The following is a 19,957-nucleotide window of genomic DNA, read 5'->3' as shown; positions in this document are numbered from 1 at the left end:
CCCGAGTCGCCCAGTTCGCGGCCCACCTCCGCCGCTTCCATTGTCCGGCCCAGTCGCGCCTTCGGCGTCGATGCCGCCAGGTGGGCGAACGCGATCGGCGTTGCCAAGCCCGTTCCGGCGCCGATCGCCACCGCGGCCACCAGCAGCCCCGCTATCTCTGGCAGGACCGTTGCCCCCGGCAGGCCCGCCGTAGCGGCCGAAAGTCCCGCCGCCACGCCCGTTGCCGCGCTCGTGGGCTCGGCCCGCCTACGGCTGGACCAGCGCTCCCGTTGCCGGCGGGTACCCGCACCACGAGCACCGACCAACGAGAGTTCGTCACGCCAGCACGTGTCACATCGGCCGCAGTGCGTCGACGATCAGGTCGAGTAGCCGCGCTATCCGCTTCGCGTCCTGGTCGGCCGATGTCGACAGGAACACGCCGAGCAGCATCAGCGTGACGTCTTCGGGGTCGACACCCGCGCGGAACGTGCCGTCGCGCGCCCCTGCGGCGAGGATCGCGCCGATCGCCTCGGTGATGCGGCGTCGCGTCACCGGGGTTGTGATGCGGCCCGACGCCACGCTTGCGCGCAGGACGTCGCCCATCCCGCGTTTGGTCTCGATGAACGCCGCGTACCGGTCCATCCACGCGCGCAGTGCGGGCTCGGGTGGCAGCTCCGAAAGCAACGCCGGGGCGCTCGCGGTGACGTCGTCGAGCTCGGCCGCGTAGACGGCTTCGACGAGCGCCTCGCGGGTCGGGAAGTGGCGGTAGAGCGTGCCGATCCCGACGCCGGCCTCGCGGGCGATCGCTTCCAGCGCGACGGTCCTGTCGGCGGCGCCGAAGGCGGCGCGCGCGACGGCGACGAGTTTCTCCCGGTTGCGGCGCGCGTCGGAGCGCACCGGCCGGTCAGGTTCCGGCGAAGGCAAAGCGGAGGCACCTCCGGTTGTGCTACGGTCGGTTTAGCGGAGGCTCCTCCGCTTCACCATCATCGCACGAAGACGGGACCACGCATGCCCTCCACGAAAAGCGCCCCGCTCGCCGGCCGCACCGTCGCCCGCGTCGGCTACGGGGCGATGCAGCTCGAACGCCTCCACACCGACCGCGACCAGGCCGTCGCGCTGCTGCGCCGCGCGTTCGACCTGGGCGTCGACCACGTCGACACCGCCCAGTTCTACGGCAACGGCTTCGTCAACGAGGTCATCCGCGAGGCCCTCCGGCCCGGGGACGACGTCCTGGTCGCCAGCAAGGTCGGCGCCGACCCCGACCCCGGCGGCCCGATCCCGCTGCGCCTCGCGCAACGCCCCGAGGAGCTGCGGGCGAGCGTCGAGGACAACCTCCGGACGCTGGGCCTCGACCGGATCCCGCTGGTGAACCTGCGCCGCGCCGACCGGCGGCCGGGCGTGCTCGCCGAAGGAGACCAGCTGGTCGACCTCGACGACCAGCTCGCGGTCATGACGGACCTGCGCGACGAAGGAAAGATCGGCGCGATCGGGCTCAGCAGCGTCACCCTCGACACCCTGCGCCGGGCGCTCCCGTCCGGCATCGCCTGCGTCCAGAACGCCTACAGCCTGGTCGGGCGCGACGACGAGGACATGGTCGGGCTCTGCGTCGCCGAGGACATCGCGTGGGTGCCGTATTTCCCCCTCGGCGGCGCCTTCCCCGGCCTGCCGAAGGTGACCGACGAGCCGGCGGTCCAGGCGGCCGCACGCGACCTCGGCCGCACGCCCGCCCAGATCGGCCTCGCGTGGCTGCTGCACCACGCGCCGAACGTCCACCTCATCCCCGGCACCGCGAGCACGGACCACCTGGAGGCCAACATCGCCGCCGGCGACCTCGAGCTGGACGCGGACACCTTGGCTGCCTTGGACGCCGTCCCGACGCGGTCGCTGGACGCCTCGCTCGGCTGACGCTGTCACCGCCAGGGCAGGACGGCTCCATCGCGGACCAGCTCGCCGTACTGCGCCGGGTCGAGGGGCCGGAACACGAGCTCCAGCAAGGTATCCGCCGCTTCAGCGGGGCTCGGCGCGGTGCTGACGTCCCACCACAGCGCGGACGTCGGCGTGTTCATCATCCCGGGGCAGACGGCGGCGAGCAGGATCCCGCGGGCCAGGTCGTCGTCGCGGCGCTGGGCGGCGAGCGTGCGGACGGCCGCGACCTGGCCGATCTTGGACGGGATGTTGACGAAGCCCGGCCAGTCGCCCGCGCGGGCGCTGCCGTCCTCGACCGCATCGCGCCAGGCGGCCACCTGCTTGTCCACTTCGTCCAATGAGGACAGACCGTCGAACCGGTCGTGCAGTGCGGGCGCCAGGTGCCGCAGGGTGCCGAACGAACTGGCGACGACGAGGAACCGGCCGCCGTCCCGCAGCAGCGGCGCGAAGGCGCGGAGCAGGCGGGTGGTGCCGAAGTTGTTCACCTCGGCGTAGTCGTGGACGACCGCGCGCGGGTCGTCGTCGGGGCCGACGCGCATGACGGCGTTCCCGATGACGGCGTCCACGCCGCCGTGCTCCTCGGCCAGCCGCGCGGCGAGCCGGCCGGGCGCCGCGGGCTCGGCGACGTCGAGGACCTCACCGCGGACCTCGGCGCCGCCGGCGGGCATGGCTTCGACGGCCTGGGCGACGCGCCGGGCGTCGCGGCCGGTCAGGTAGACGGTGTCCTCAGTGGACAGCCGCTGGGCGAGCCCCTCGACGAGCGCGAGGCCCAGGCCTTGGGTGGCACCGGTGACGAGAGCGACTTTCGGGGTCATGCGATTCCTTTGGCGAGCAGGGTTTCCGAGAGGGTCCAGAGGCGCTCGGCGCCTTCGGGGTCGAGCGCGTAGCGGGCCACGCCTTCCAGCCGCGGTGCCTCGCCGCGGCGGTCGATGGTCATGGTCTCGTTGCAGTTCACGAAGTAGCGGCCGCCGATCCCGTCGAGCAGCGGCGACGTCGCGAGCAGGACCGACGTCGCCGCGCCCTGTTCCGGCGTCTTGATCAGCTCGGGCGGCACCTGGCCGCTGCCGCGGCCGCCGGTGTGACGCTGGAGGTTCGTGTAGATCGCGCCCGGCATCAGAGCGTTGGCGGTGATGCCGTCGCCGGCCCAGCGGCGCGTCGCCTCGACAGCGAAGAGCACGTTTGCGGTCTTGGACTGGCCGTACGCGAGCCACGGGTCGTACGGCCGGAACGCGAAGTCGACGTCGTCGAAGACCACCGGGGACAGCTGGTGGCCACTGGAGCTGACCACCACGATCCGGGCGGCGCCGTCGGCGGCGAGCGCGTCGTGCAGGCCGGTGGCAAGGGCGAAGTGGCCGAGGTGGTTGGTGGCGAACTGCAGTTCGCGGCCCTGCGGCGTGCGCTGCTCGGGCGTGGCCATGACACCCGCGTTGGCGACCAGGACGTGCAGTGGGCCGTCCCAGGCCGCGACGAAGGCGTCGATCGAGGCGGGGTCGGTCAGGTCTAGCGGCACGACGCGCACCGAACCGGCGATGCCCGCGGCCACGCGTTCGCCCGCCGCGACGTCGCGGACGGCCAGGGTGACCTCGGCGCCGGTGCCGGCCAGGGCGCGCGCGGTCTCGACGCCGAGGCCGGAGGACGCGCCGGTCACCACGGCCCGGCGGCCGGACAGGTCGGCGCCCGCGGCGACCTCGGCCGCGGTGCTGCCGAATCCGAAGGGGGTGTGGATCAAGTTCATGACTCCAAGCTAGGACGGCCGCGCCCATGCGGAAAGCGAAAGATCCGCAGACCTGGTATGCGTAGATGTCATGGCCTTCTCCGACGCGTCCCTCACCGCCCTGCGGGTCTTCCGCGAGGTGGCCGAGCGGGGCACGCTCACCGCCGCGGCCGCCGCGCTCGGCTACACCCAGTCCGCGGTCTCGCGGCAGATCGCGTCGCTGGAACGCGCCGCGGGGACGCCGTTGCTGGAACGGCGCCACGACGGCGTGCGGCTCACCTCGGCCGGGCAGATCGTCGTGCGCCGGGCCGCCGGGGTGATCGACGCGCTCGACGCCACCGCGCGCGAGCTGGCCGGGCTGCCGGGCGAGCAGGGCACGGTCCGGCTGGGCTGGTTCCCGACCGCCGGCGCCGACCTGCTCCCCCGCGCGCTGGCCGCGCTGCGGCGCACCCACCCGGCCATCACCGTGCTCAGCCGGGAGGGTGGGACGCCGGCGCTCGTCCGGGCGCTGCGGGCCGGCACCCTCGATCTCGCGCTGGTCGCCTCGGCGCCGCCGTTCCGCCCGCCGGACACCGAAACCCCGGCGCTGGCCCTGCGGGTGCTCACCGAGCGCAGCCTGCGCGTGGCCGTCCCGGCGACGCACCCGCTCGCGCGCCGGGACTACATCGACGTCGCCGACCTGCGGGGGCAGCGCTGGATCGCCGGCTCGGGCGACGACCGGCTGCTGGGCGTGTGGCCGGGCCTGGACGAACGGCCCGAGATCGCCCACACGGCCCGCGACTGGCTGGCGAAGCTGCGGCTGGTCGCGGCGGGTTGCGGGATCACGACGGTGCCGGGTTCGCTCGGCGCGGTGGTGCCGCCGGAGGTCCGGGTGCTGGCCGTGCGCGGCGGCCCCGGGGAGCAGCGCCGCATCCTGCTGGCGCACCTGCCGCGGCCCCTGTCCGACGCGGCGAGCTGTGTCGCCACGGCCCTGCGCGACGCGGCGGTCAGCGAGTGACGCGGCCGGGGCCGCACGTGCCTGGCGGCCACCCGCCCGGCGGTCGGGGGAACGGCGCAGGCGGCCGCGGCCGCCTGACCGCGGAACTGCGGGCCACGGAACCGGCGAGCCCACCACCAACCCCGACGACAGTCGCCGAGACCGCCCGACCGCAAAACCGCGAGCCGCCGAACCAGCGAGCCCACCACCAACCCCGACGACGGTCGCCGAGACCGCCTGACCGCAAAACCGCGGCCCACCGAACCGGCGAGCCCACTACCAGCCCCGGCGACGGTCGCCGCGCTGCGGGCGGCGCCCGAAACGGCCCCCTACGGCAGTCCCACCACTACCCGCGGCGTCAACCGCCCCTTCTCCGGGTCCCTCACGACCTCGCCCGCCGTGATCGCCGACGTCAACGCTCCGATCGCGTCCTCCGGGCGGTAGATCGTCTCCAGCAACGTGAACCGCTGCAAGTCCGCCACCGGGCACCTCCCCCGCCGCGCCAATTCCGCCGACAGGGCCCGGCGCAACGGCAACAGCTGCGGTGTCAGCGAAATGTCCACCAGCGTGCGCTCGCCGTCGCGGGGGTCGCGGTAGCGGATGCCCGCGAACTCGTCCACCGCCCACAGCTCGCTCTTGAACGTCGCGAGGTGCTTGGTGTCCGCCGTCGCGAACAGCAGCAGGCGCACCTCTCCGTCGTCGGCGACCAGTTCGACCGCGCACCCCGGCTCCGCGCGGGGGGCCTCGGGCGGCAGCGGTGCCGTGACCACCACCTCGTGCCCCTTGCCGCGGGCCATCGAGGCGTACAGCGGCCACGCGCCGGGACCGTCCAAATGGGTCAGCACCGGTCCCCCCGGGGTCAGCTCGGCGAGCGAGGAAATCACCCGCACGGACAGTCCCGGAGGAGCCCCGGATGGCGCAGAGGAACCGACGACCACCAATTCCAGGTGGTGCCCGTCGAGCCGGTCGGCGAACTCGCCGAACACCCGGAGCGCGTCGGCCGCGAACCCGCCGCACTCGACGTACGTGCCGCCGCGCTGGGTCCGCAGTGCCTTCGCCGTCCACGCGTCGAGGTACCGCACCAGCACGTCCCGCTCCACCGCGGTATGCCCGGCCACACCTGAAGGTGTACCTCAGCAAACCGTTCGGCACCAGGGTCGCTACCCGATAGGCTCGGCTGATGCCGATCACCGCGGCCGACGTCGAAGACACCGTGCGCACGACCACCGCGACCCTCGCCGGAGCGCGGGACACCGGCTGGGACGCCCCCGCCGGCGCGATGGACTGGTCCTGCTGGGAGACCGTCGAGCACATCGCCGACAACTTCTTCTTCTACGCCGCCCAGCTCGGCCCGCGGGTCGCCGACACCGAGCGGTCGGTGCCGTTCGCGTGGGCCCAGCGCCGAAAAGGCGGCCCCGGCCTGGTTCTCTACGCCGACCGCGACGCGGGGCCGGCCGGTCTGCTGCGCTGCGTCGACGCGTGCGGCGCCCTCCTCGTGGCCGTGGTGCGGACGACGCCGCCGGACGTCCGCGCGCACCACGACGACGGCGTCCTGGACACCGAAGGCTTCGCCGCGATGGCCATCGGCGAAACGCTGGTGCACATGCACGACGTCACCACCGGCCTCGGACTCCCCTGGGCACCGCCGGCCGACCTCTGCGCCCGGCTGCTCGCCCGCTTCTTCCCCGGCGCGCCCGTGGACACCGACCCGTGGGCGACGCTGCTCTGGGCGACCGGCCGCGGCGACCTGCCCGGCCACCGCCGGCAGACCGACTGGCGGTGGGGCGTTCAGCCCTCCGGGTAGAACAGGAACAACGTGCAGCCGGTGGCGCTCGCGGGCACGTGCCACGAACCGGCCGGCGCGTGGATGAATGTTCCCGCCGGGTAGTCGCGCGCGCCGTCGCTGAACGTGCCCTCGACGACGAACACCTCCTCCGGTCCCGGTTCGTGGACGTCGCGGCGCGGCCACGACGTGCCGGCGTCCATTTCCAGGACGCCCGCGTGCGCGCCACCCGGTCCGGTCCACAGTGGACGGAAGCGGACGCCGGGGAACAGGTCGCGCACCGGCGCTTCCCGGACGGTGGCGGAGGTGTAGCCCGGCTGGTCGAGGATCTCGGGGTGCATGACCGCCACGATGCCCGCCGTCGACGGGGCTCGGCCAGTGTCCGGGAAGACACCTTGGGGTACTTTCCTGCCATGCATCGCGTGGTGGCCCTGGTGCGGCCGGTGCAGTCGACGTTCGAGCTCGGGTGTGCCGCCGAGGTGTTCGGCACGCCGCGCGACGGCGTGCCCCAGCACTACGAGTTCGAGGTCTGCGCGGAGACGCCCGGCCCGGTGCCGACGACGGCCGGGTACGCGATGGCCGTCCCGCGCGGCCTGTCGGCGCTCGACTCCGCGGACACCGTGATCATCCCGGGCTGGGCGCCGGTGGAGGCGCCGCTGCCCCCGCGCGTCCGCCGCGCGCTGCTGCGGGCCCACGCCCGGGGCGCGCGGCTGGTCACCATCTGCTCCGGGGTGTTCGCCCTCGCCCGCACCGGCCTGCTGGACGGCCGGTCGGCCACGACCCACTGGGGCCGCGCCGAGCAGCTGCGGCGGGAGTTCCCGCGCGTGCGCGTCGAGCCCAACGTGCTGTACGTCGACCACGGCGACGTCGCGACGAGCGCCGGGGCCGGTGCGGGGATCGACCTGTGCCTGCACCTCGTCCGCGAGGACCACGGCGCCGCGCACGCCGCCCTGGTCGCCCGGCACATGGTGATGCCGCCGCACCGCGAGGGCGGCCAGGCGCAGTTCGCCCCGCCTCCCCCGCCGCCGGACGCCCTCGACGGGCTCCTCGGCTGGGCGGGCGACCGGCTCGGGACGCTGTCCGTGGCCGGCCTGGCCGCGCACGCCGGGGTCTCCCCGCGCACGCTCGCCCGGCGCTTCGCCGCCCAGCTGGGCACCAGCCCGGGCGCGTGGCTGCTGGCCCGCCGGGTGAGCGAGGCCCGCACCCTGCTGGAGGACACGGACCTCCCGGTCGAGGCCATCGCCGCCCGGGTCGGCCTGACGTCGGCGGTCAACCTGCGCCGCCGCTTCCGCGCCCAGGTCGGCACGACACCCGGCGCCTACCGGCGGGCGTTCCGGACGCCGTAGCGGCGCTCGGTCCCGGCCCCCGTCCGCACGTGCCCGGGTGGCCTGGGAAAGCGGCGTTCCCCGGCCACCCGAGCACGAATCACTTGCGGGGCAGGCCCCGCGGGTTGACCTCCGACGCGGGCAGCGCCTCGGACGCCAGGTTCCAGCGCTTGAGGACTTCGGCGTACTGACCGTTCTTGATCACCGTGTCCAGCGCCTGCTGCAGCGCCTTGACCAGGCCGTCGTCCTTCTTGGTCATCGCCGCGATGTCCGCCGGGATCGTGCCGCCGCCGGAGACCGTGCCGACGATCTTCGTCTTGCCGTCGACCGCCACGTGGTAGGCCGACGTCGGGTTCGGGCCGACGTAGGCGTCGATGCGGCCGGACTGCAGCGCCAGGTAGTAGTCGGAAGTCGCCTGGTAGTACTGGAACTTCACCGGGGCCAGGCCGGCCGCCTTGTTCTGCTGGTCCCAGCGCAGCAGGATCTGCTCCTGGTTGGTTCCCGCGCCGACGCCGACCGTCAGCCCGGCGATGTCCTTCGCCTCCTTGACCGCGATGTTCTTCTCGGTCTTGACCTCGAACGCGATCGTGTCCTTGCGGTAGGTCGCGAAGTCGTACTTGTCCTTGCGCTCCTCGGTCACCGTGATGTTCGAGAACCCGGCGTCGAACTGCCGGTTCTCCACCGAGAGGAACAGGTTCTCCCACGACGACGCCCGCAGGTCGAGCTTCAGCCCGAGCACGTCGGCGACGAGCTGCGCGACGTCGGGCTCGACGCCGATGACCGTCTTGTCGTCGTCGGCGCGGAACGACAGCGGCGGCGTGCCGTTGCCGGTGGTCCCGACGACGAGCGTGCCGCGGGCCCGGATCTCCGCCGGGACGAGCGCGGCGATGGCGTCGACCCGCTGCGCCCGGATCCGGTTCTGGTTCGCGGTGGTGTTGACCCCGCCCGGCTGGTCCGCGGGCGCGGTGGTCGCGGCTTCCGGGCTGCCGCACGCGGCGAGCGCGAACACCGAGGCGAGCAGCAGGGTTCTCAGTTTCATCGTTCTCCTCAAAGGACTTTCTCCACGAACGCGCGGGTGCGGGGGTGCCGGGGGTGGTCGAGCACTTCGGCGGGCGGGCCTTGTTCGACGACGCGGCCTCCGTCGAGGAAGACGACGGTGTCGGCGACCTCGCGGGCGAAGCCGAGCTCGTGGGTGACGACGACCATGGTCGTGCCCGCCTTCGCCAAGTCCCGCATGACTTCCAGGACTTCGCCGACCAGTTCGGGGTCGAGGGCCGACGTGGGTTCGTCGAAGAGCAGGACGCCGGGTTCGAGGGCCAGCGCCCGGGCGATCGCGACCCGCTGCTGCTGGCCGCCGGACAGCCGCCGCGGGTACTGGTCCGCCTTGTCCGCGAGCCCGACCCGGTCCAGCAGCTCGCGGGCCTTGGCCTCGGCTTCGGCGCGCGGCCGGCGTTGCGCGGAGATCGGTGCTTCGACGACGTTCTCCAGCACGGTCAGGTGGCCGAAGAGGTTGAAGTTCTGGAAGACGAACCCGATCTTCGTGCGCTGCTTGAGGATCTCGCGTTCCTTGAGCTCGTGCAGCCGGTCGCCGGCGCGGCGGTAGCCCATCAGCTCGCCGCCGACGCTGATGAACCCGCGGTCGGCGCGCTCGAGGTGGTTGATCAGCCGCAGCAGCGTCGACTTCCCGGAGCCGGACGGTCCCAGGAGGACGGTCACTTCCCCCTGGCGCACCTGGAGGTCGACGCCGTCGAGGACCTTCAGCGCGCCGAAGCTCTTGTGGACGCCGCGGACGTCCACTGTGTACTCGATGCTCATGCGCCCCGCCCCAGCCGACGCTCGACGTAGTACTGCGCGACCGACAGCACGGTGGTCAGCGCGAGGTACCAGGCGGTGGCGACCAGCAACAGCGGGATTACCCGGCCGCTGCGCGTATAGATCACCTGGACCTGGTAGAAGAGCTCCGGCAACGCCATCACGTACACCTGCGACGTCGCTTTCAGCAGGCCGATGATCTCGTTGGCCGCGGTCGGCACGATCGTGCGCAGCGCCTGCGGCAGCACGATCCGGCGGAACTGCCGACCGGTCGGGAGCCCCAGCGCGGCGGCGGCTTCGCGCTGCCCCGCGTCGACCGAAAGGAACCCGGCGCGCACGATCTCCGCGGCATACGCGCCCTGGTGCAGGGCGAGCCCGAGACCGGCGGCGAAGAACGGCGGGATCAGGCTCATCGTGCCGACCGAGACGAACGACGGCCCGAACGGGACACCGAAGGAAATCTCGTTGTACAGGATCGCGAGGTTGTACCAGAACAGCAGCTGGAGAATGAGCGGGACCGACCGGAAGATCCACGTGTAGGTCCAGCTGACCGCGCGCAGCAGCGGATTCCGGGAAATGCGCATCAACGCGAGCACGGTCCCCAGCAGGAATCCCGCGACGACGCCGAACACCGTCAGTTCCAGCGTCAGCGCGACGGCTTCCAAGATCGATTTCTGGAAGACGAACTTCGCGAACGTGGGCCAGTCGAACGCCTTGTTGGTGACCAGCGCGTGGCCCGCCATCGCGACGAGGACGGCCACCACGGCGGCGGCGACCCAGGTCAGCGGGCGCCGCGCGGGCACGATCTTCAGCGACTCCTCCGGCGCGGCGGCGGGCGCGGGCCGGGTCCCGAGGTCACTGGTCATCGCGCGCCAAGTCGGCGGACAATGGCCGGAACCGCGGATCAGACCGGGTGACCCAGACGGATTCGGGCATGGGGGTACCTGCTCCGGAAAAGGAAGGGAAGAAAAGCGCGGGCGCTTTCCGCTGACGTCGTCGACTCTAGGAAGCCCGACCCGGGACGGTCAACGAGCCGGCGCCGGGTTCCAGATCCTGGACGACTTCACGTCACCTTCGGCTGACGACGGCCGCCGCGGCCAGTGCGACCGCGAACACCGCGTAGGAGGCTGTCAACCCGCCGGCCGAACTCAAGGCGCCGCCGACCGCGCGGCCGAGCAGCTGTCCGACGCACTCCGCGGTGATCACGGCGGTGGCCAGCTCGGTCGCGGTGAAGCCGCTCGTTCCGGCGGTGCTCGCCCGGACGTACAACGCCGGATAGGCGAGCCCGACGCCGATCCCGGCCACCGTCCACGCGGCGAGCGCCACGGGAAACGGGCCTCCGATCGCCAGGACGGCCGTGCCGAGCGCGGTCAGGCCCAAGCCGGTCGCGGGAAAGTGCCGACGGGCCAGGAGGCTCGTCACCGCCCAGGCGAGCGGGGCGGCGCTCAGCACGATCGCCGCCCGGCCGAGGCCGACGTGGAAGCCCGTCGTGAGGAGCACGGTGATCAGGCTGTCGGCGCCGAAGTAGCCGACGGCGAACAGCGTCATCGCGGCGAGCGCGGCGGGCGTCCCGTGGCGCAGGCGTGCGGTGCCCGCCGGGAGGATCGCGACCATCCCGGCCGCGGCGACGACCGCGCCGGCGAGCGCGAGCGGCCACCACCCCTCGCTCAGCACGACACCCGCCGCGCCGAGGGGCACCAGCAGCGTCCGGCCGAGCGGCCGCGGCGACGCCTCCGGCTCGTCGCCGGCGGCCCGCACGACGAGCAACCGTCCGAAGAGGACGAACGGCACGGGCAAGAGCAGGGTCCAGCGCCAGCCGACGAGGTGCGCTAGACCGAGTGTCGCGGCCGGGCCGACGAGGGCGGGCAGGATCCACATCGCCGACGACGCCGCGACGACCTTGAGGCGCAACCGGTCGTCGAGGTGGCGGATCGCGGAGCTGATACCGAACACCGCGAGCAGGCCACTGGCGAGACCGGTGGACAGCTGGCCGAGCGCGAACGTCCACGCGTTCCGGGACGTGGCCGCCACGACGAGCCCGCCGAGGTAGGCGAGCATCCCGGCGGCGAGGGTGCCCCGCGTCCCGAGCCGGCCCAGCACGCGGCTCGCCAGCGGCAGCGCGACGAACAGCCCGAGGGTGGAGCCGGCGATGAGCAGCCCGAGCCGGTTCCCGGCGTTCAGGTCCCCGGTGACGACGGGCAGCAGCGTGGAGGCGACGAAGCTGGTGACCGCCGCGGCGAACTCGAGCGCGACGATCCCCGCCGCGAGGGGCAGGGACCCGGTCCGGGTCACGTGTAGAGGTCTCGCTCGTAGGCGTTGATCTGCACGGGGACGCCGTCGGGGTCGCGGACGCGCAGCGACCGGCCGAAGCCTTCGTCGAGCACGGGTCCGGGTTCGTACCCGGCCGCCCGCAGGCGGTCCCGCACGTCTTCGAGTGGTTCGTCGGTCTCGAAGGCGAGCTCGCACCGGCCCACGTCTTGTCCTTTGTGGACGGCCAGGGTGCCGCCGCCGGCGGGGAGCTCGACCCAGCCGCCGGGCCGGGAGACGGGCCCGGTTTCCAGGCCGAGGGTGGTGTAGAAGCGCGTCACGGCTTCGACGTCCGAGGTGTAGCGGATGGGCAGCACTCGCATCATGGGCACTCCTCGGTGCGGCGCAGGTGGTCTTCGAGAACGCGTTCGACGTAGGCCGAGAGGGACTCGTCGGCGTCGACGGAGGCGTGCTTCACCCGCCGGATGAGCTCGACCGGCAGGTAGACGCTGAACTGCCGTTTGGCGTCTGCGGGCATGCCCACATGCTAGCAAATGAGCATGCCCGATCGCCGGTCCCGGCCGGACTCCTCAGCCGGCCGTGGCCATCGCACCCGAGATCAGCAGCGTCAGCCCGTGCGCGAGCGCGGGCGCCAGCTCGAGGTGGAGCGTGGCCAGCGCCGGATCCACCTTGTAGGCGGCGAGGGCACTCGGCGACGGGCGGCAGTGCGTCCACAGGCCGCCGGTCAGGATCATCGCCAGCAGGCAGATCGACGCCGCCTGGCCGCCGACCTCGGGTACGTACCGGCGCATCAGCTCGGCCATCGCGTCCAGCCCGGAGAGCGCGGACCGCTTGAAGCGCACGACCGCGTCGGTGGACACGTTGTGTTCCAGGACACCGGCCTGCGCGCCGATGAGGTCGCACAGCACCGTGCGCCGGGCCAGCGAGTGGGCGACGACGGTGGAGAACCGCTCGCCCCGCTCCCCCGCCGGCAGCTCCCGGTCGACGCCGTCGGCGAGTTCGTCCGCCACCTCGGCGAGCCAGTCCCGCAGTGCCCGGTCGAGCAGTTCGAGCAGGACGGCTTCGCGGGATTCGAAGTAGCGCAGCACGTTCGACTTCGCCAGCCCGACGCGCCGGCTGAGCTCGTTGAGGCTCACCTCGGCCACCGGCATCTCGTCGAGCATCGCCAGCGCCGTGTCGAGGATCGTGCGGCGCCGCGCCTCCCGCTGCTCGGCACTGCGGGCTCGCTGGAACGTCATGCCACCCAGCGTAACGCCCATCGGGCGAAATTGGAGACCGGCAGTCTCTTGACAACAGACCGACGGTTCCTTAGCGTCGGAGGCATAACAGACCACCGGTCCGAAAGGGCCGCCACGGAGGGAACCGCCATGGCCGAGAACTGGACCGAACGCGACGTGCCGAGCCAGCAGGGCCGGGTCGCCGTCATCACCGGCGCCAACACCGGGCTCGGGTTCGACACCGCGAAGGCGCTGGCCGAGAAGGGCGCGACGGTGGTGCTGGCCGTGCGCGACGTCGAGAAGGGCAAGCAGGCCGCCGCGCGGCTCGGCTCGACCGCCGACGTCACCGTGCAGGAGCTGGACCTTTCCTCCCTGGAGTCCGTCCGCGCGGCCGCGGCCGACCTGCACGGCTCGCTGCCGAAGATCGACCTGCTGGTCAACAACGCCGGCGTCATGTACCCGCCGAAGCAGACCACCCGCGACGGCTTCGAGCTGCAGTTCGGCACCAACCACCTCGGGCACTTCGCGTTCACCGGCCTGCTGCTGGACCTGCTGCTGCCGGTCGAGGGCTCGCGGGTGGTGACGGTCGCGAGCATCGCGCACCGCATCCGCGCCTCGATCCACTTCGACGACCTGCAGTGGGAGAACTCCTACGACCGCGTCGCGGCCTACGGGCAGGCCAAGCTGGCCAACCTGATGTTCGCCTACGAGCTGCAGCGCCGCCTCGCCCCGCACGGCACGACGGCGTCGCTCGCCGCCCACCCCGGCGTGGCCCGCACGGAGCTGATGCGCAACTCCCCCGCGATCGCCCGCGCGCTGTTCCCGGTGGTGGCGCCGCTGTTCACGCAGAGCTCCGAGCGCGGCGCGCTGCCGATCCTGCGCGCGGCCACGGACCCGGCGGCCCTCGGCGGCCAGTACTACGGCCCGGCGGGCGTGGGCGGCTACCGCGGGCGCCCGCAGGTGGTGGCCTCGACGCCGCAGTCGTACGACGCGGCGATCCACCGTCGCCTGTGGACGGTTTCGGAGGAGCTGACCGGAGTCAAGTTCCCGCTCGGCTAGAGCCAGTCGTGCTCGCGGGCGTAGCGGGCCGCTTCGTGGCGGGTGCGGGTCTGGGTCTTCTGCATCGCGTTGGACAGGTAGTTGCGGACCGTGCCCTCGGCCAGGTGCAGCCGGCCGGCGATCTCCGCCACCGAAAACCCCTCCCGCGTCGCGCGCAGGACGTCGATCTCGCGATCGGTCAGCGGGCAGTCGTCCACGACCGCCAGCGCCGAGACGTCCGGGTCGATCCAGCGCCTGCCCTCGTGCAGCGTCCGGATCACCGCCGTGATGTGCGCGGGTTCCGCCGCCTTGCTCACGAACCCCTGCACGCCCAGCTTCAGCGCCTTGCGCAGCACTCCCGGCCGGGCGTGCCGGGTCAGCATCAGGATCACCTGCTCCGGCCGGGCGCGCCGGATCTCGGCCACCGCGCCCAGACCGTCCACAGTGGGCATTTCGAGGTCGATGACGAGAACGTCCGGGCGGTGCCGCAGCGTGGCGGCCACCGCCTGCTCGCCGTCCTCGGCCTCGGCGAGCACGGTGATCTCGCCCTCGAGCGGCAGCAGCGCCGCCAGCGCCTTGCGCAGCAGGGCCTCGTCGTCGGCGAGCACCACGGTGGTCATCGGCCGTCCTCCCACGCCGGGAACGCCGCCGCCGTCCGGAAGCGGCCGTCCGTCCGCGACACGTGCAGCTCACCGCCGTGCTCGGCCAAGCGGTGGCGCAACGCCGAAAGCCCGCTCAGCTCGGGCTCGCCGTCTTCGGCTACGCCGTCGTTGACGATCTCGATCCCCGACCGAGACAGCGTGATCCGCACCTGCCGCGCCTGGGCGTGGCGCAGGATGTTGGTCGTGGTCTCGCGCAGGACCTGGCCGAGCAGCTCGCCGGCGCGAGTGTCCACTTCGGACTCCCGCTCGACCCGCACGTGGATGCCCGCGGCCTCGAACAGGTTCTTCGCGTTCTCCAGCTCCGCCGAGAGGTTCAGCCGCCGCTGGGCGTAGACGAGTTCCTTCGTCTGGACGATCGTGTCGCCGACCAGGCCGCGCACCTCCGCCAGCTCCGCGCGCGCCCGGTCGAGGTCGCTGTCCAGCAGCTTTTCGGCCAGGGCGACCTTCAGCTTCACCACGTGCAGCGTGTGCCCCTGGATGTCGTGCAGGTCGCCGGCGAACCGCGCGCGCTCCCGGGTCACGGCCAGCTCCGCCTCGCGCTCGCGGGACTGCTCCAGCTCGGCGATCAGGTCGAAGAACCGCTGGCTGACGAACATGAGCCCGGTCGAGACGAGCACGGCGGCCGCGGGGATGGCGGCGAACTGGATCAGCCGGGGCCCGACGCGGTCGTCGTGCACCAGCACGTTCGCCGCGCCCAGGACCGCGACCAGCGCGGTGAACCCGGCCAGTGCCGCGACCCGGCGGCGCGGCAACGGCGGGATGAGGAACGACCCGACCACGGACACGCCGAAGAACGCGGAGGGGTCGTCGGTCAGCGCCCCGGCCAGCCAGACCACCGCGGTGACGGCGAAGCTCGGCCCCGCGACGCGCAGGTAGTCCCCCGCCGTCCAGCGTTCCGCGGTCGCCAGCGCCGCGACCAGCCCGACGACCTGGATGACGACGTGCCACCAGGTCCGGGCGGTCAGCAGGAGCAGCAGCACGCCGATGATCGCGAGCGGCGGGACCGTGGTGATCAGGTTGAGCCGGCGCAGCCGTTCCTGGACCGCCCCGCCGGTCCAGGTGCTCCTGCGCGCGATCGCCGGTACCTCCACGGGTCCGAGCGTATCGGGCACGACGGACCGCACCAGTGACACCACGTCATGTGTCGGGGTGACGCGGCCGCACTGCCGGCCGCGCGCCGATCCGGCTGGAATCGGAGCATGTCCACGACACCCGTCATCGACGTCGACCGCCTCACCCTGACCTACGGCGGCTTCCCCGCTGTGAAGGACCTTTCGTTCCAGGTGGAACGCGGGGAGCTGTACGCACTGCTCGGCACCAACGGCGCCGGCAAGACCTCGACCTTGGAGACCGTCGAAGGCCACCGCGCGCCGACGTCGGGCGCCGTGCGGGTGTTCGGCAAGGACCCCCGCGACCGCGCCGCCGTCCGCCCGCGGATGGGGATCATGCTGCAGGAAAGCGGGTTCTCGCCGGACCTGACCGTGCGGGAGAGCGTCCGGCTGATCGGGCGGCTCACCGAACGCGTCGACGACGTCGGGCGCGTGCTCGGCGTCGTCGGCCTCAGTCCCAAGGCGGCCACCAAGGTCGGGCAGCTCTCCGGCGGCGAGAAGCGGCGGCTGGACTTCGCCACCGCCGTGTTCGGCTCGCCCGAGCTGGTCTTCCTCGACGAGCCCACCACCGGTCTCGACATCCAGTCGCGGGACGCGCTCTGGGACGCGGTCGACCGGCTGCGCGAGGACGGCGCCACCGTCGTGCTCACCACGCACTACCTGGAAGAAGCCCAGCAGCGCGCCGACCGCATCGGGCTCATGCACCAGGGCGCGTTCCACCGGGAAGGGACCGTCGCCGAGCTGACGCGGACCCTGCCCGCGACCATCCACTTCGGCCTGCCGCCGCGCGCGCCCGCGCCCCCGCTGCACGCCACCCGCCAATCCGACGGCCACTTCCTCGTCGAGACCTTCGACCTGCAGAAGGACCTGCACACGCTGCTCGGCTGGGCGCAGGACCACGCCGTGGAGCTGCACGACCTGCGCGCCGGGCCGACCCGGCTCGACGACGTCTTCCGCGCCATCGAACACTCCTGAGAGGACACTCCCATGTGGACGATCGCTCGCGGCGAGCTGATCCAGATCTTCCGCAACCGGCTGGTGCTGGTCACCGCTCTCGTGCTGCCCGCCGGCCTCAGCGCGTTCTTCGTCTTCCGGCACGACCTGTTCGCGCAAGTGGGCAGCCTCGGCTACATCGCGACGCTCGCCTTGTTCTTCGTGACCGGCATCGGGCTCTACACGACGTCGGTGACGACGCTCGCGTCCCGCCGCCAGAACCTGTTCCTCAAGCGCCTGCGCTCCACCGCGGCCCGCGACAGCGGCATCCTCGGCGGCCTGCTGCTGCCGATCACCGTGCTGTCGGTGGCCCAGATCGCCGTCATCCTCGGCGCGCTGGCCGCGGTCGCCGGGCCGCCGGCGGACCCGGTGCTGCTGGTGGCGGCCGTCGTCGCGACCGTGGCCATGATGCTCGCGCTCGGGCTGGCGACGGCCGGGCTGACGAACTCGCCCGAGCACGCGCAGGTCACGACGCTGCCGGTCAGCCTCGGCGTCATCGGCGTGGCCGGCTGGGTCGGGGTGACCGGCACCGGCGAGCTGACGCTGCTCAAGCGCCTGCTGCCCGGCGGATCGGCGACCGAGCTGGTGCTGAACGCCTGGAACGGCGGCAAGCCGCTGACCGATTCGCTGGTCCTGTTCGGACCGACGCTGGCCTGGGTGGTCATCGCCGTCGCGCTGGCCACGCGGCTCTTCCGCTGGGAACCGCGCCGCTGACCGGCGGCGCGGCCTGAAAGAGAGGGGAAACACCGATGCGCAAGACATTGCTGGCCACGGCGATCGCCGTGCTCGGCGCGACGGCGGTGGCGCCGGCGGCGTCCGCCGCGCCCGAAAGCCTGGCCTGGGGCGCGTGCCCGGCCGGGGCGTTCCCGACGCCGGACCTGCAGTGCACGACGCTGAAGGTCCCGCTGGACTACCGGAACCCGGACGGCCGCAAGATCGACGTCGCGGTGTCGCGGCTGCCGAGCAAGCACCCGGAGAAGCGGCGCGGCGTGCTGCTGACGAACCCGGGCGGGCCGGGCGGTGAAGGCCTGGACTACCCGCAGCTGCTGAAGCTCGTCAAGCTGCCGCAGGACGTTCTCGACGCCTACGACGTCATCGGCTTCGACCCGCGCGGCGTCGGGCGCAGCACGCCGGTGACGTGCGACCTGACGCCGGAGCAGCTGGCGATCGGCAACCTGCCGTACGCGAACGGCCCGGCCGACGTCGTCAAGCAGGCGGCGGTCGCGAAGGCGGAGGCGAAGGAGTGCGCGGCCGCTTCGACGGCGTCGACGCTGCCGTACGTCACGACCGCGAACACCGCGCGGGACATGGACCGCATCCGCCAGGCGCTCGGCGAGCCCGCGGTCTCCTACCTGGGCGCGTCCTACGGCACCTACCTGGGCGCGGTCTACACGACGATGTTCCCCGAGCGCAGTGACCGGTTCGTCTTGGACAGCAACCTCGGGCCGGGCGGGTACGACATCGACGCGATGCGCAACTTCGGCCGGGGCATGGAGGACCGCTTCCCGGACTTCGCGAAGTTCGCCGCGGCGCACCCGGAGTACGGCCTCGGCACGACGCCGGCGCAGGTGACGGCGAAGTTCCACGAGCTGGCCGCGCGGCTGGACCGAGCGCCGATCGACTGGGTCACGGGATCGGCCTTCCGCGGCTTGACGTTCCAGGGGCTCTACGCCACGAACCTGACCCAGCTGGCCGAGGACTGGCGGGGCCTGACCGAAGGCCGCGCGCCGAAGCCGCCAGACGGCTCGCTGACGACGTCGGTGCAGAACCTCTTCGCGGCCCGGTTCGCGGTGCTGTGCGGCGACACGGCGTGGCCGCGGTCGGTGGCGGGCTATCAGGTGGACGTCGCCGTGGACCGGATCCGCTACCCGCTGATCGGCGCGGCGACGGCGAACATCGCGGCGTGCGCGTTCTGGCCGTCGGCGCCAGTGGAGCCGAAGGTGCGGATCACCGGGCGGGGGCCGTCGAACGTGCTGATGGTGCAGAACGAGCGTGACCCGGGAACGCCGCTGGCGGGCGCCCGCAAGCTGCGCGCGGCGTTCGGCGACCGCGCGCGGATGGTGACGATCGACCAAGGCGGGCACGGGGCCTACCTGTTCGGGCCCAACCGGTGCGGGAACACCGCGGTGACGGGGTTCCTGGTGACGGGGTCGCGCCCGGCGCACGATCTGGCCTGCGCGGCGGAGTCCGCCTGACGAGGAGGCGGTGCGGCGGGCACGGGGGCTCGCCGCACCGCCCCGCCGTCAGTCCGCCACGCGGATGATGGTCTTGCCCGGCCCGCGCCGGCGCCGGGCGAACGCGTCCACCGCCTCGGCGAGCGGGCGCACCTCGCCGACGAGGGGCTTCAACCGGCCGTCCCGCACCTGCTGGGCCAGCTCGGCGAGCCGGACGCGGTCCGGCTCGACCACGAAGAACACCGCGCGGCCGTGCTCCGGCCACACCTTGGGCGGCTCGGCGATCGTCACGAGGGTGCCGCCGGGACGGACCAGCGCCGCCGACTGCGCGAGGACGTCGCCGCCGAGGACGTCGAAGACCACGTCGACGGGCTGCTCCCACTTCTCGGCGGCCAGGTCCACGAAGGCGTCGGCGCCCAGGCCGAGCACGAGGTCGCGGTCGCGGGCCCGGCCCGTGCCGACCACCCGGGCGCCGGCCTCGCGCGCGAGCTGGACGGCGAGCGATCCCACGCCCCCGGCAGCGCCGTGGACCAGCACCGTCTGGCCCGTGGCGAGCCCGGCGTGGTCGAACAGTCCTTGCCACGCGGTCAGTCCCGAGATCGGCAGGGCCGCGGCGACGGTGTGGTCGAGGTCGGCGGGCAGCGGCGCGAGGTTGCGCGCTTCCACGGCCACGTACTCGGCCAGGGAGCCGTCGCGCGCCCAGTCGGCCATCCCGAAGACGCGCTGGCCGACGGTCAGGCCGGTCGTCCCGTAGCCCAGCTCGGTGACGACGCCGGACAGCTCGTGCCCCGGCACGCTGGGCGCGCGGTCATGGCCGGCGCGGTCGGTCCACGTGGCCGGCCAGGTCAGCTCGCCGGGGGTGAACCCGGCGGCGTGGACCCGGACGACGACGTCGTTCTCGGCGGCGTGCGGGTGGGGCAGGTCGGTCAGGGTGAGGCCGTCGACGCCCGCGTCGGGGCCGCTCGCGGTGATGGCGCGCAC

23 protein-coding genes are annotated in these 19,957 nt (G+C 73.1%); 8 read left to right on the top strand and 15 right to left on the bottom strand.

Annotated features, from left to right (window positions below):
• Window positions 1-330 precede the first annotated feature (330 nt).
• Window positions 331-903, bottom strand: a complete 573-nt coding sequence (locus ACIRSS_RS26305; protein WP_400899335.1) for a TetR/AcrR family transcriptional regulator — start codon at window positions 901-903, stop codon at window positions 331-333.
• An 84-nt stretch (window positions 904-987) separates the two neighbouring features.
• Here ACIRSS_RS26305 and ACIRSS_RS26300 point away from each other — a divergent pair, with 84 nt between their 5' ends.
• The gene (locus tag ACIRSS_RS26300) at window positions 988-1,884 is read left to right on the top strand and encodes an aldo/keto reductase (RefSeq protein ID WP_400899333.1); all 897 of its coding nucleotides are present in this window, start codon (window positions 988-990) and stop codon (window positions 1,882-1,884) included.
• Window positions 1,885-1,889: 5 nt separating this feature from the next.
• Here the strand turns inward: ACIRSS_RS26300 and ACIRSS_RS26295 are convergent, their stop codons facing one another.
• Complete coding sequence (locus ACIRSS_RS26295) at window positions 1,890-2,720, bottom strand: SDR family NAD(P)-dependent oxidoreductase (RefSeq protein WP_400899331.1); 831 nt, start codon at window positions 2,718-2,720, stop codon at window positions 1,890-1,892.
• The gene (locus ACIRSS_RS26290) at window positions 2,717-3,640 is read right to left on the bottom strand and encodes an SDR family NAD(P)-dependent oxidoreductase (protein WP_400899329.1); all 924 of its coding nucleotides are present in this window, start codon (window positions 3,638-3,640) and stop codon (window positions 2,717-2,719) included. The genes ACIRSS_RS26295 and ACIRSS_RS26290 overlap by 4 nt, the downstream gene beginning before the upstream one ends.
• A gap of 70 nt (window positions 3,641-3,710) precedes the next feature.
• On the opposite strand from ACIRSS_RS26290, the gene ACIRSS_RS26285 reads away from it, so the two are divergent.
• Entirely contained in the window at window positions 3,711-4,616 is a 906-nt protein-coding gene (locus tag ACIRSS_RS26285) for a LysR family transcriptional regulator (protein WP_400899327.1), read from the top strand.
• Window positions 4,617-4,924: 308 nt separating this feature from the next.
• Here ACIRSS_RS26285 and ACIRSS_RS26280 read toward each other — a convergent pair whose 3' ends face one another.
• Window positions 4,925-5,713, bottom strand: a complete 789-nt coding sequence (locus tag ACIRSS_RS26280) for a hypothetical protein (protein WP_400899325.1) — start codon at window positions 5,711-5,713, stop codon at window positions 4,925-4,927.
• A 62-nt stretch (window positions 5,714-5,775) separates the two neighbouring features.
• On the opposite strand from ACIRSS_RS26280, the gene ACIRSS_RS26275 reads away from it, so the two are divergent.
• Complete coding sequence (locus ACIRSS_RS26275; protein ID WP_400899323.1) at window positions 5,776-6,399, top strand: maleylpyruvate isomerase N-terminal domain-containing protein; 624 nt, start codon at window positions 5,776-5,778, stop codon at window positions 6,397-6,399.
• Here the strand turns inward: ACIRSS_RS26275 and ACIRSS_RS26270 are convergent.
• Entirely contained in the window at window positions 6,384-6,719 is a 336-nt protein-coding gene (locus ACIRSS_RS26270; protein ID WP_400899321.1) for a cupin domain-containing protein, read from the bottom strand. The genes ACIRSS_RS26275 and ACIRSS_RS26270 overlap by 16 nt on opposite strands.
• Before the next feature lie 72 nt (window positions 6,720-6,791).
• Here ACIRSS_RS26270 and ACIRSS_RS26265 point away from each other — a divergent pair, with 72 nt between their 5' ends.
• Window positions 6,792-7,724 (top strand): GlxA family transcriptional regulator, encoded by a 933-nt coding sequence (locus tag ACIRSS_RS26265; RefSeq protein ID WP_400899319.1) that lies wholly within the window; start codon window positions 6,792-6,794, stop codon window positions 7,722-7,724.
• A 79-nt stretch (window positions 7,725-7,803) separates the two neighbouring features.
• On the opposite strand, the gene ACIRSS_RS26260 is transcribed toward ACIRSS_RS26265, so the two are convergent.
• The 7 genes from ACIRSS_RS26260 to ACIRSS_RS26230 form a co-directional block, all read right to left on the bottom strand.
• On the bottom strand, window positions 7,804-8,742 hold the full coding sequence (locus ACIRSS_RS26260) for an ABC transporter substrate-binding protein (RefSeq protein WP_400899317.1): 939 nt from the start codon (window positions 8,740-8,742) through the stop codon (window positions 7,804-7,806).
• Window positions 8,743-8,750: 8 nt separating this feature from the next.
• Entirely contained in the window at window positions 8,751-9,518 is a 768-nt protein-coding gene (locus ACIRSS_RS26255) for an amino acid ABC transporter ATP-binding protein (RefSeq protein ID WP_400899315.1), read from the bottom strand.
• The gene (locus ACIRSS_RS26250) at window positions 9,515-10,381 is read right to left on the bottom strand and encodes an amino acid ABC transporter permease (protein WP_400899313.1); all 867 of its coding nucleotides are present in this window, start codon (window positions 10,379-10,381) and stop codon (window positions 9,515-9,517) included. The genes ACIRSS_RS26255 and ACIRSS_RS26250 overlap by 4 nt, the downstream gene beginning before the upstream one ends.
• 202 nt (window positions 10,382-10,583) lie before the next feature.
• The gene (locus tag ACIRSS_RS26245; RefSeq protein ID WP_400899311.1) at window positions 10,584-11,807 is read right to left on the bottom strand and encodes an MFS transporter; all 1,224 of its coding nucleotides are present in this window, start codon (window positions 11,805-11,807) and stop codon (window positions 10,584-10,586) included.
• Complete coding sequence (locus ACIRSS_RS26240) at window positions 11,804-12,148, bottom strand: VOC family protein (protein WP_400899309.1); 345 nt, start codon at window positions 12,146-12,148, stop codon at window positions 11,804-11,806. The genes ACIRSS_RS26245 and ACIRSS_RS26240 overlap by 4 nt, the downstream gene beginning before the upstream one ends.
• Entirely contained in the window at window positions 12,145-12,300 is a 156-nt protein-coding gene (locus tag ACIRSS_RS26235) for a CopG family transcriptional regulator (protein WP_400899307.1), read from the bottom strand. Before ACIRSS_RS26235 ends, ACIRSS_RS26240 begins: the two co-directional genes overlap by 4 nt.
• A 52-nt stretch (window positions 12,301-12,352) precedes the next feature.
• A complete protein-coding gene (locus tag ACIRSS_RS26230) occupies window positions 12,353-13,021 on the bottom strand; it encodes a TetR family transcriptional regulator (protein ID WP_400899305.1) in 669 nt (222 codons plus the stop codon).
• A gap of 129 nt (window positions 13,022-13,150) precedes the next feature.
• Between ACIRSS_RS26230 and ACIRSS_RS26225 the strand changes: the two genes are divergently transcribed.
• The gene (locus ACIRSS_RS26225; protein ID WP_400899303.1) at window positions 13,151-14,059 is read left to right on the top strand and encodes an SDR family NAD(P)-dependent oxidoreductase; all 909 of its coding nucleotides are present in this window, start codon (window positions 13,151-13,153) and stop codon (window positions 14,057-14,059) included.
• On the opposite strand, the gene ACIRSS_RS26220 is transcribed toward ACIRSS_RS26225, so the two are convergent.
• Together ACIRSS_RS26220 and ACIRSS_RS26215 are read right to left on the bottom strand one after the other, a co-directional pair.
• Window positions 14,056-14,658: a response regulator gene (locus ACIRSS_RS26220; protein ID WP_400899301.1), complete on the bottom strand. Its 603-nt coding sequence runs from the start codon at window positions 14,656-14,658 to the stop codon at window positions 14,056-14,058. The two genes, ACIRSS_RS26225 and ACIRSS_RS26220, sit on opposite strands and share 4 nt — an antisense overlap.
• Window positions 14,655-15,791, bottom strand: coding sequence for a sensor histidine kinase (locus tag ACIRSS_RS26215; RefSeq protein ID WP_400899299.1), 1,137 nt, complete (start codon window positions 15,789-15,791; stop codon window positions 14,655-14,657). The genes ACIRSS_RS26220 and ACIRSS_RS26215 overlap by 4 nt, the downstream gene beginning before the upstream one ends.
• A 108-nt stretch (window positions 15,792-15,899) precedes the next feature.
• Between ACIRSS_RS26215 and ACIRSS_RS26210 the strand changes: the two genes are divergently transcribed.
• From ACIRSS_RS26210 to ACIRSS_RS26200, 3 genes are read left to right on the top strand one after another with little or no spacing between them, the layout of a single operon-like run.
• A complete protein-coding gene (locus ACIRSS_RS26210; RefSeq protein WP_400899297.1) occupies window positions 15,900-16,784 on the top strand; it encodes an ABC transporter ATP-binding protein in 885 nt (294 codons plus the stop codon).
• Between the two features lie 12 nt (window positions 16,785-16,796).
• Complete coding sequence (locus tag ACIRSS_RS26205) at window positions 16,797-17,516, top strand: ABC transporter permease (RefSeq protein WP_400899295.1); 720 nt, start codon at window positions 16,797-16,799, stop codon at window positions 17,514-17,516.
• A gap of 35 nt (window positions 17,517-17,551) precedes the next feature.
• Window positions 17,552-18,997: an alpha/beta hydrolase gene (locus tag ACIRSS_RS26200; protein WP_400899293.1), complete on the top strand. Its 1,446-nt coding sequence runs from the start codon at window positions 17,552-17,554 to the stop codon at window positions 18,995-18,997.
• Window positions 18,998-19,045: 48 nt separating this feature from the next.
• On the opposite strand, the gene ACIRSS_RS26195 is transcribed toward ACIRSS_RS26200, so the two are convergent.
• Entirely contained in the window at window positions 19,046-19,957 is a 912-nt protein-coding gene (locus ACIRSS_RS26195) for an NADP-dependent oxidoreductase (RefSeq protein ID WP_400899291.1), read from the bottom strand.

This window comes from Amycolatopsis sp. NPDC101161 (assembly GCF_044768185.1).
Taxonomy (GTDB): domain Bacteria; phylum Actinomycetota; class Actinomycetes; order Mycobacteriales; family Pseudonocardiaceae; genus Amycolatopsis.
Note: the sequence above shows the minus strand (reverse complement) of the source record. Positions and strands in the feature narration are given on the sequence as shown.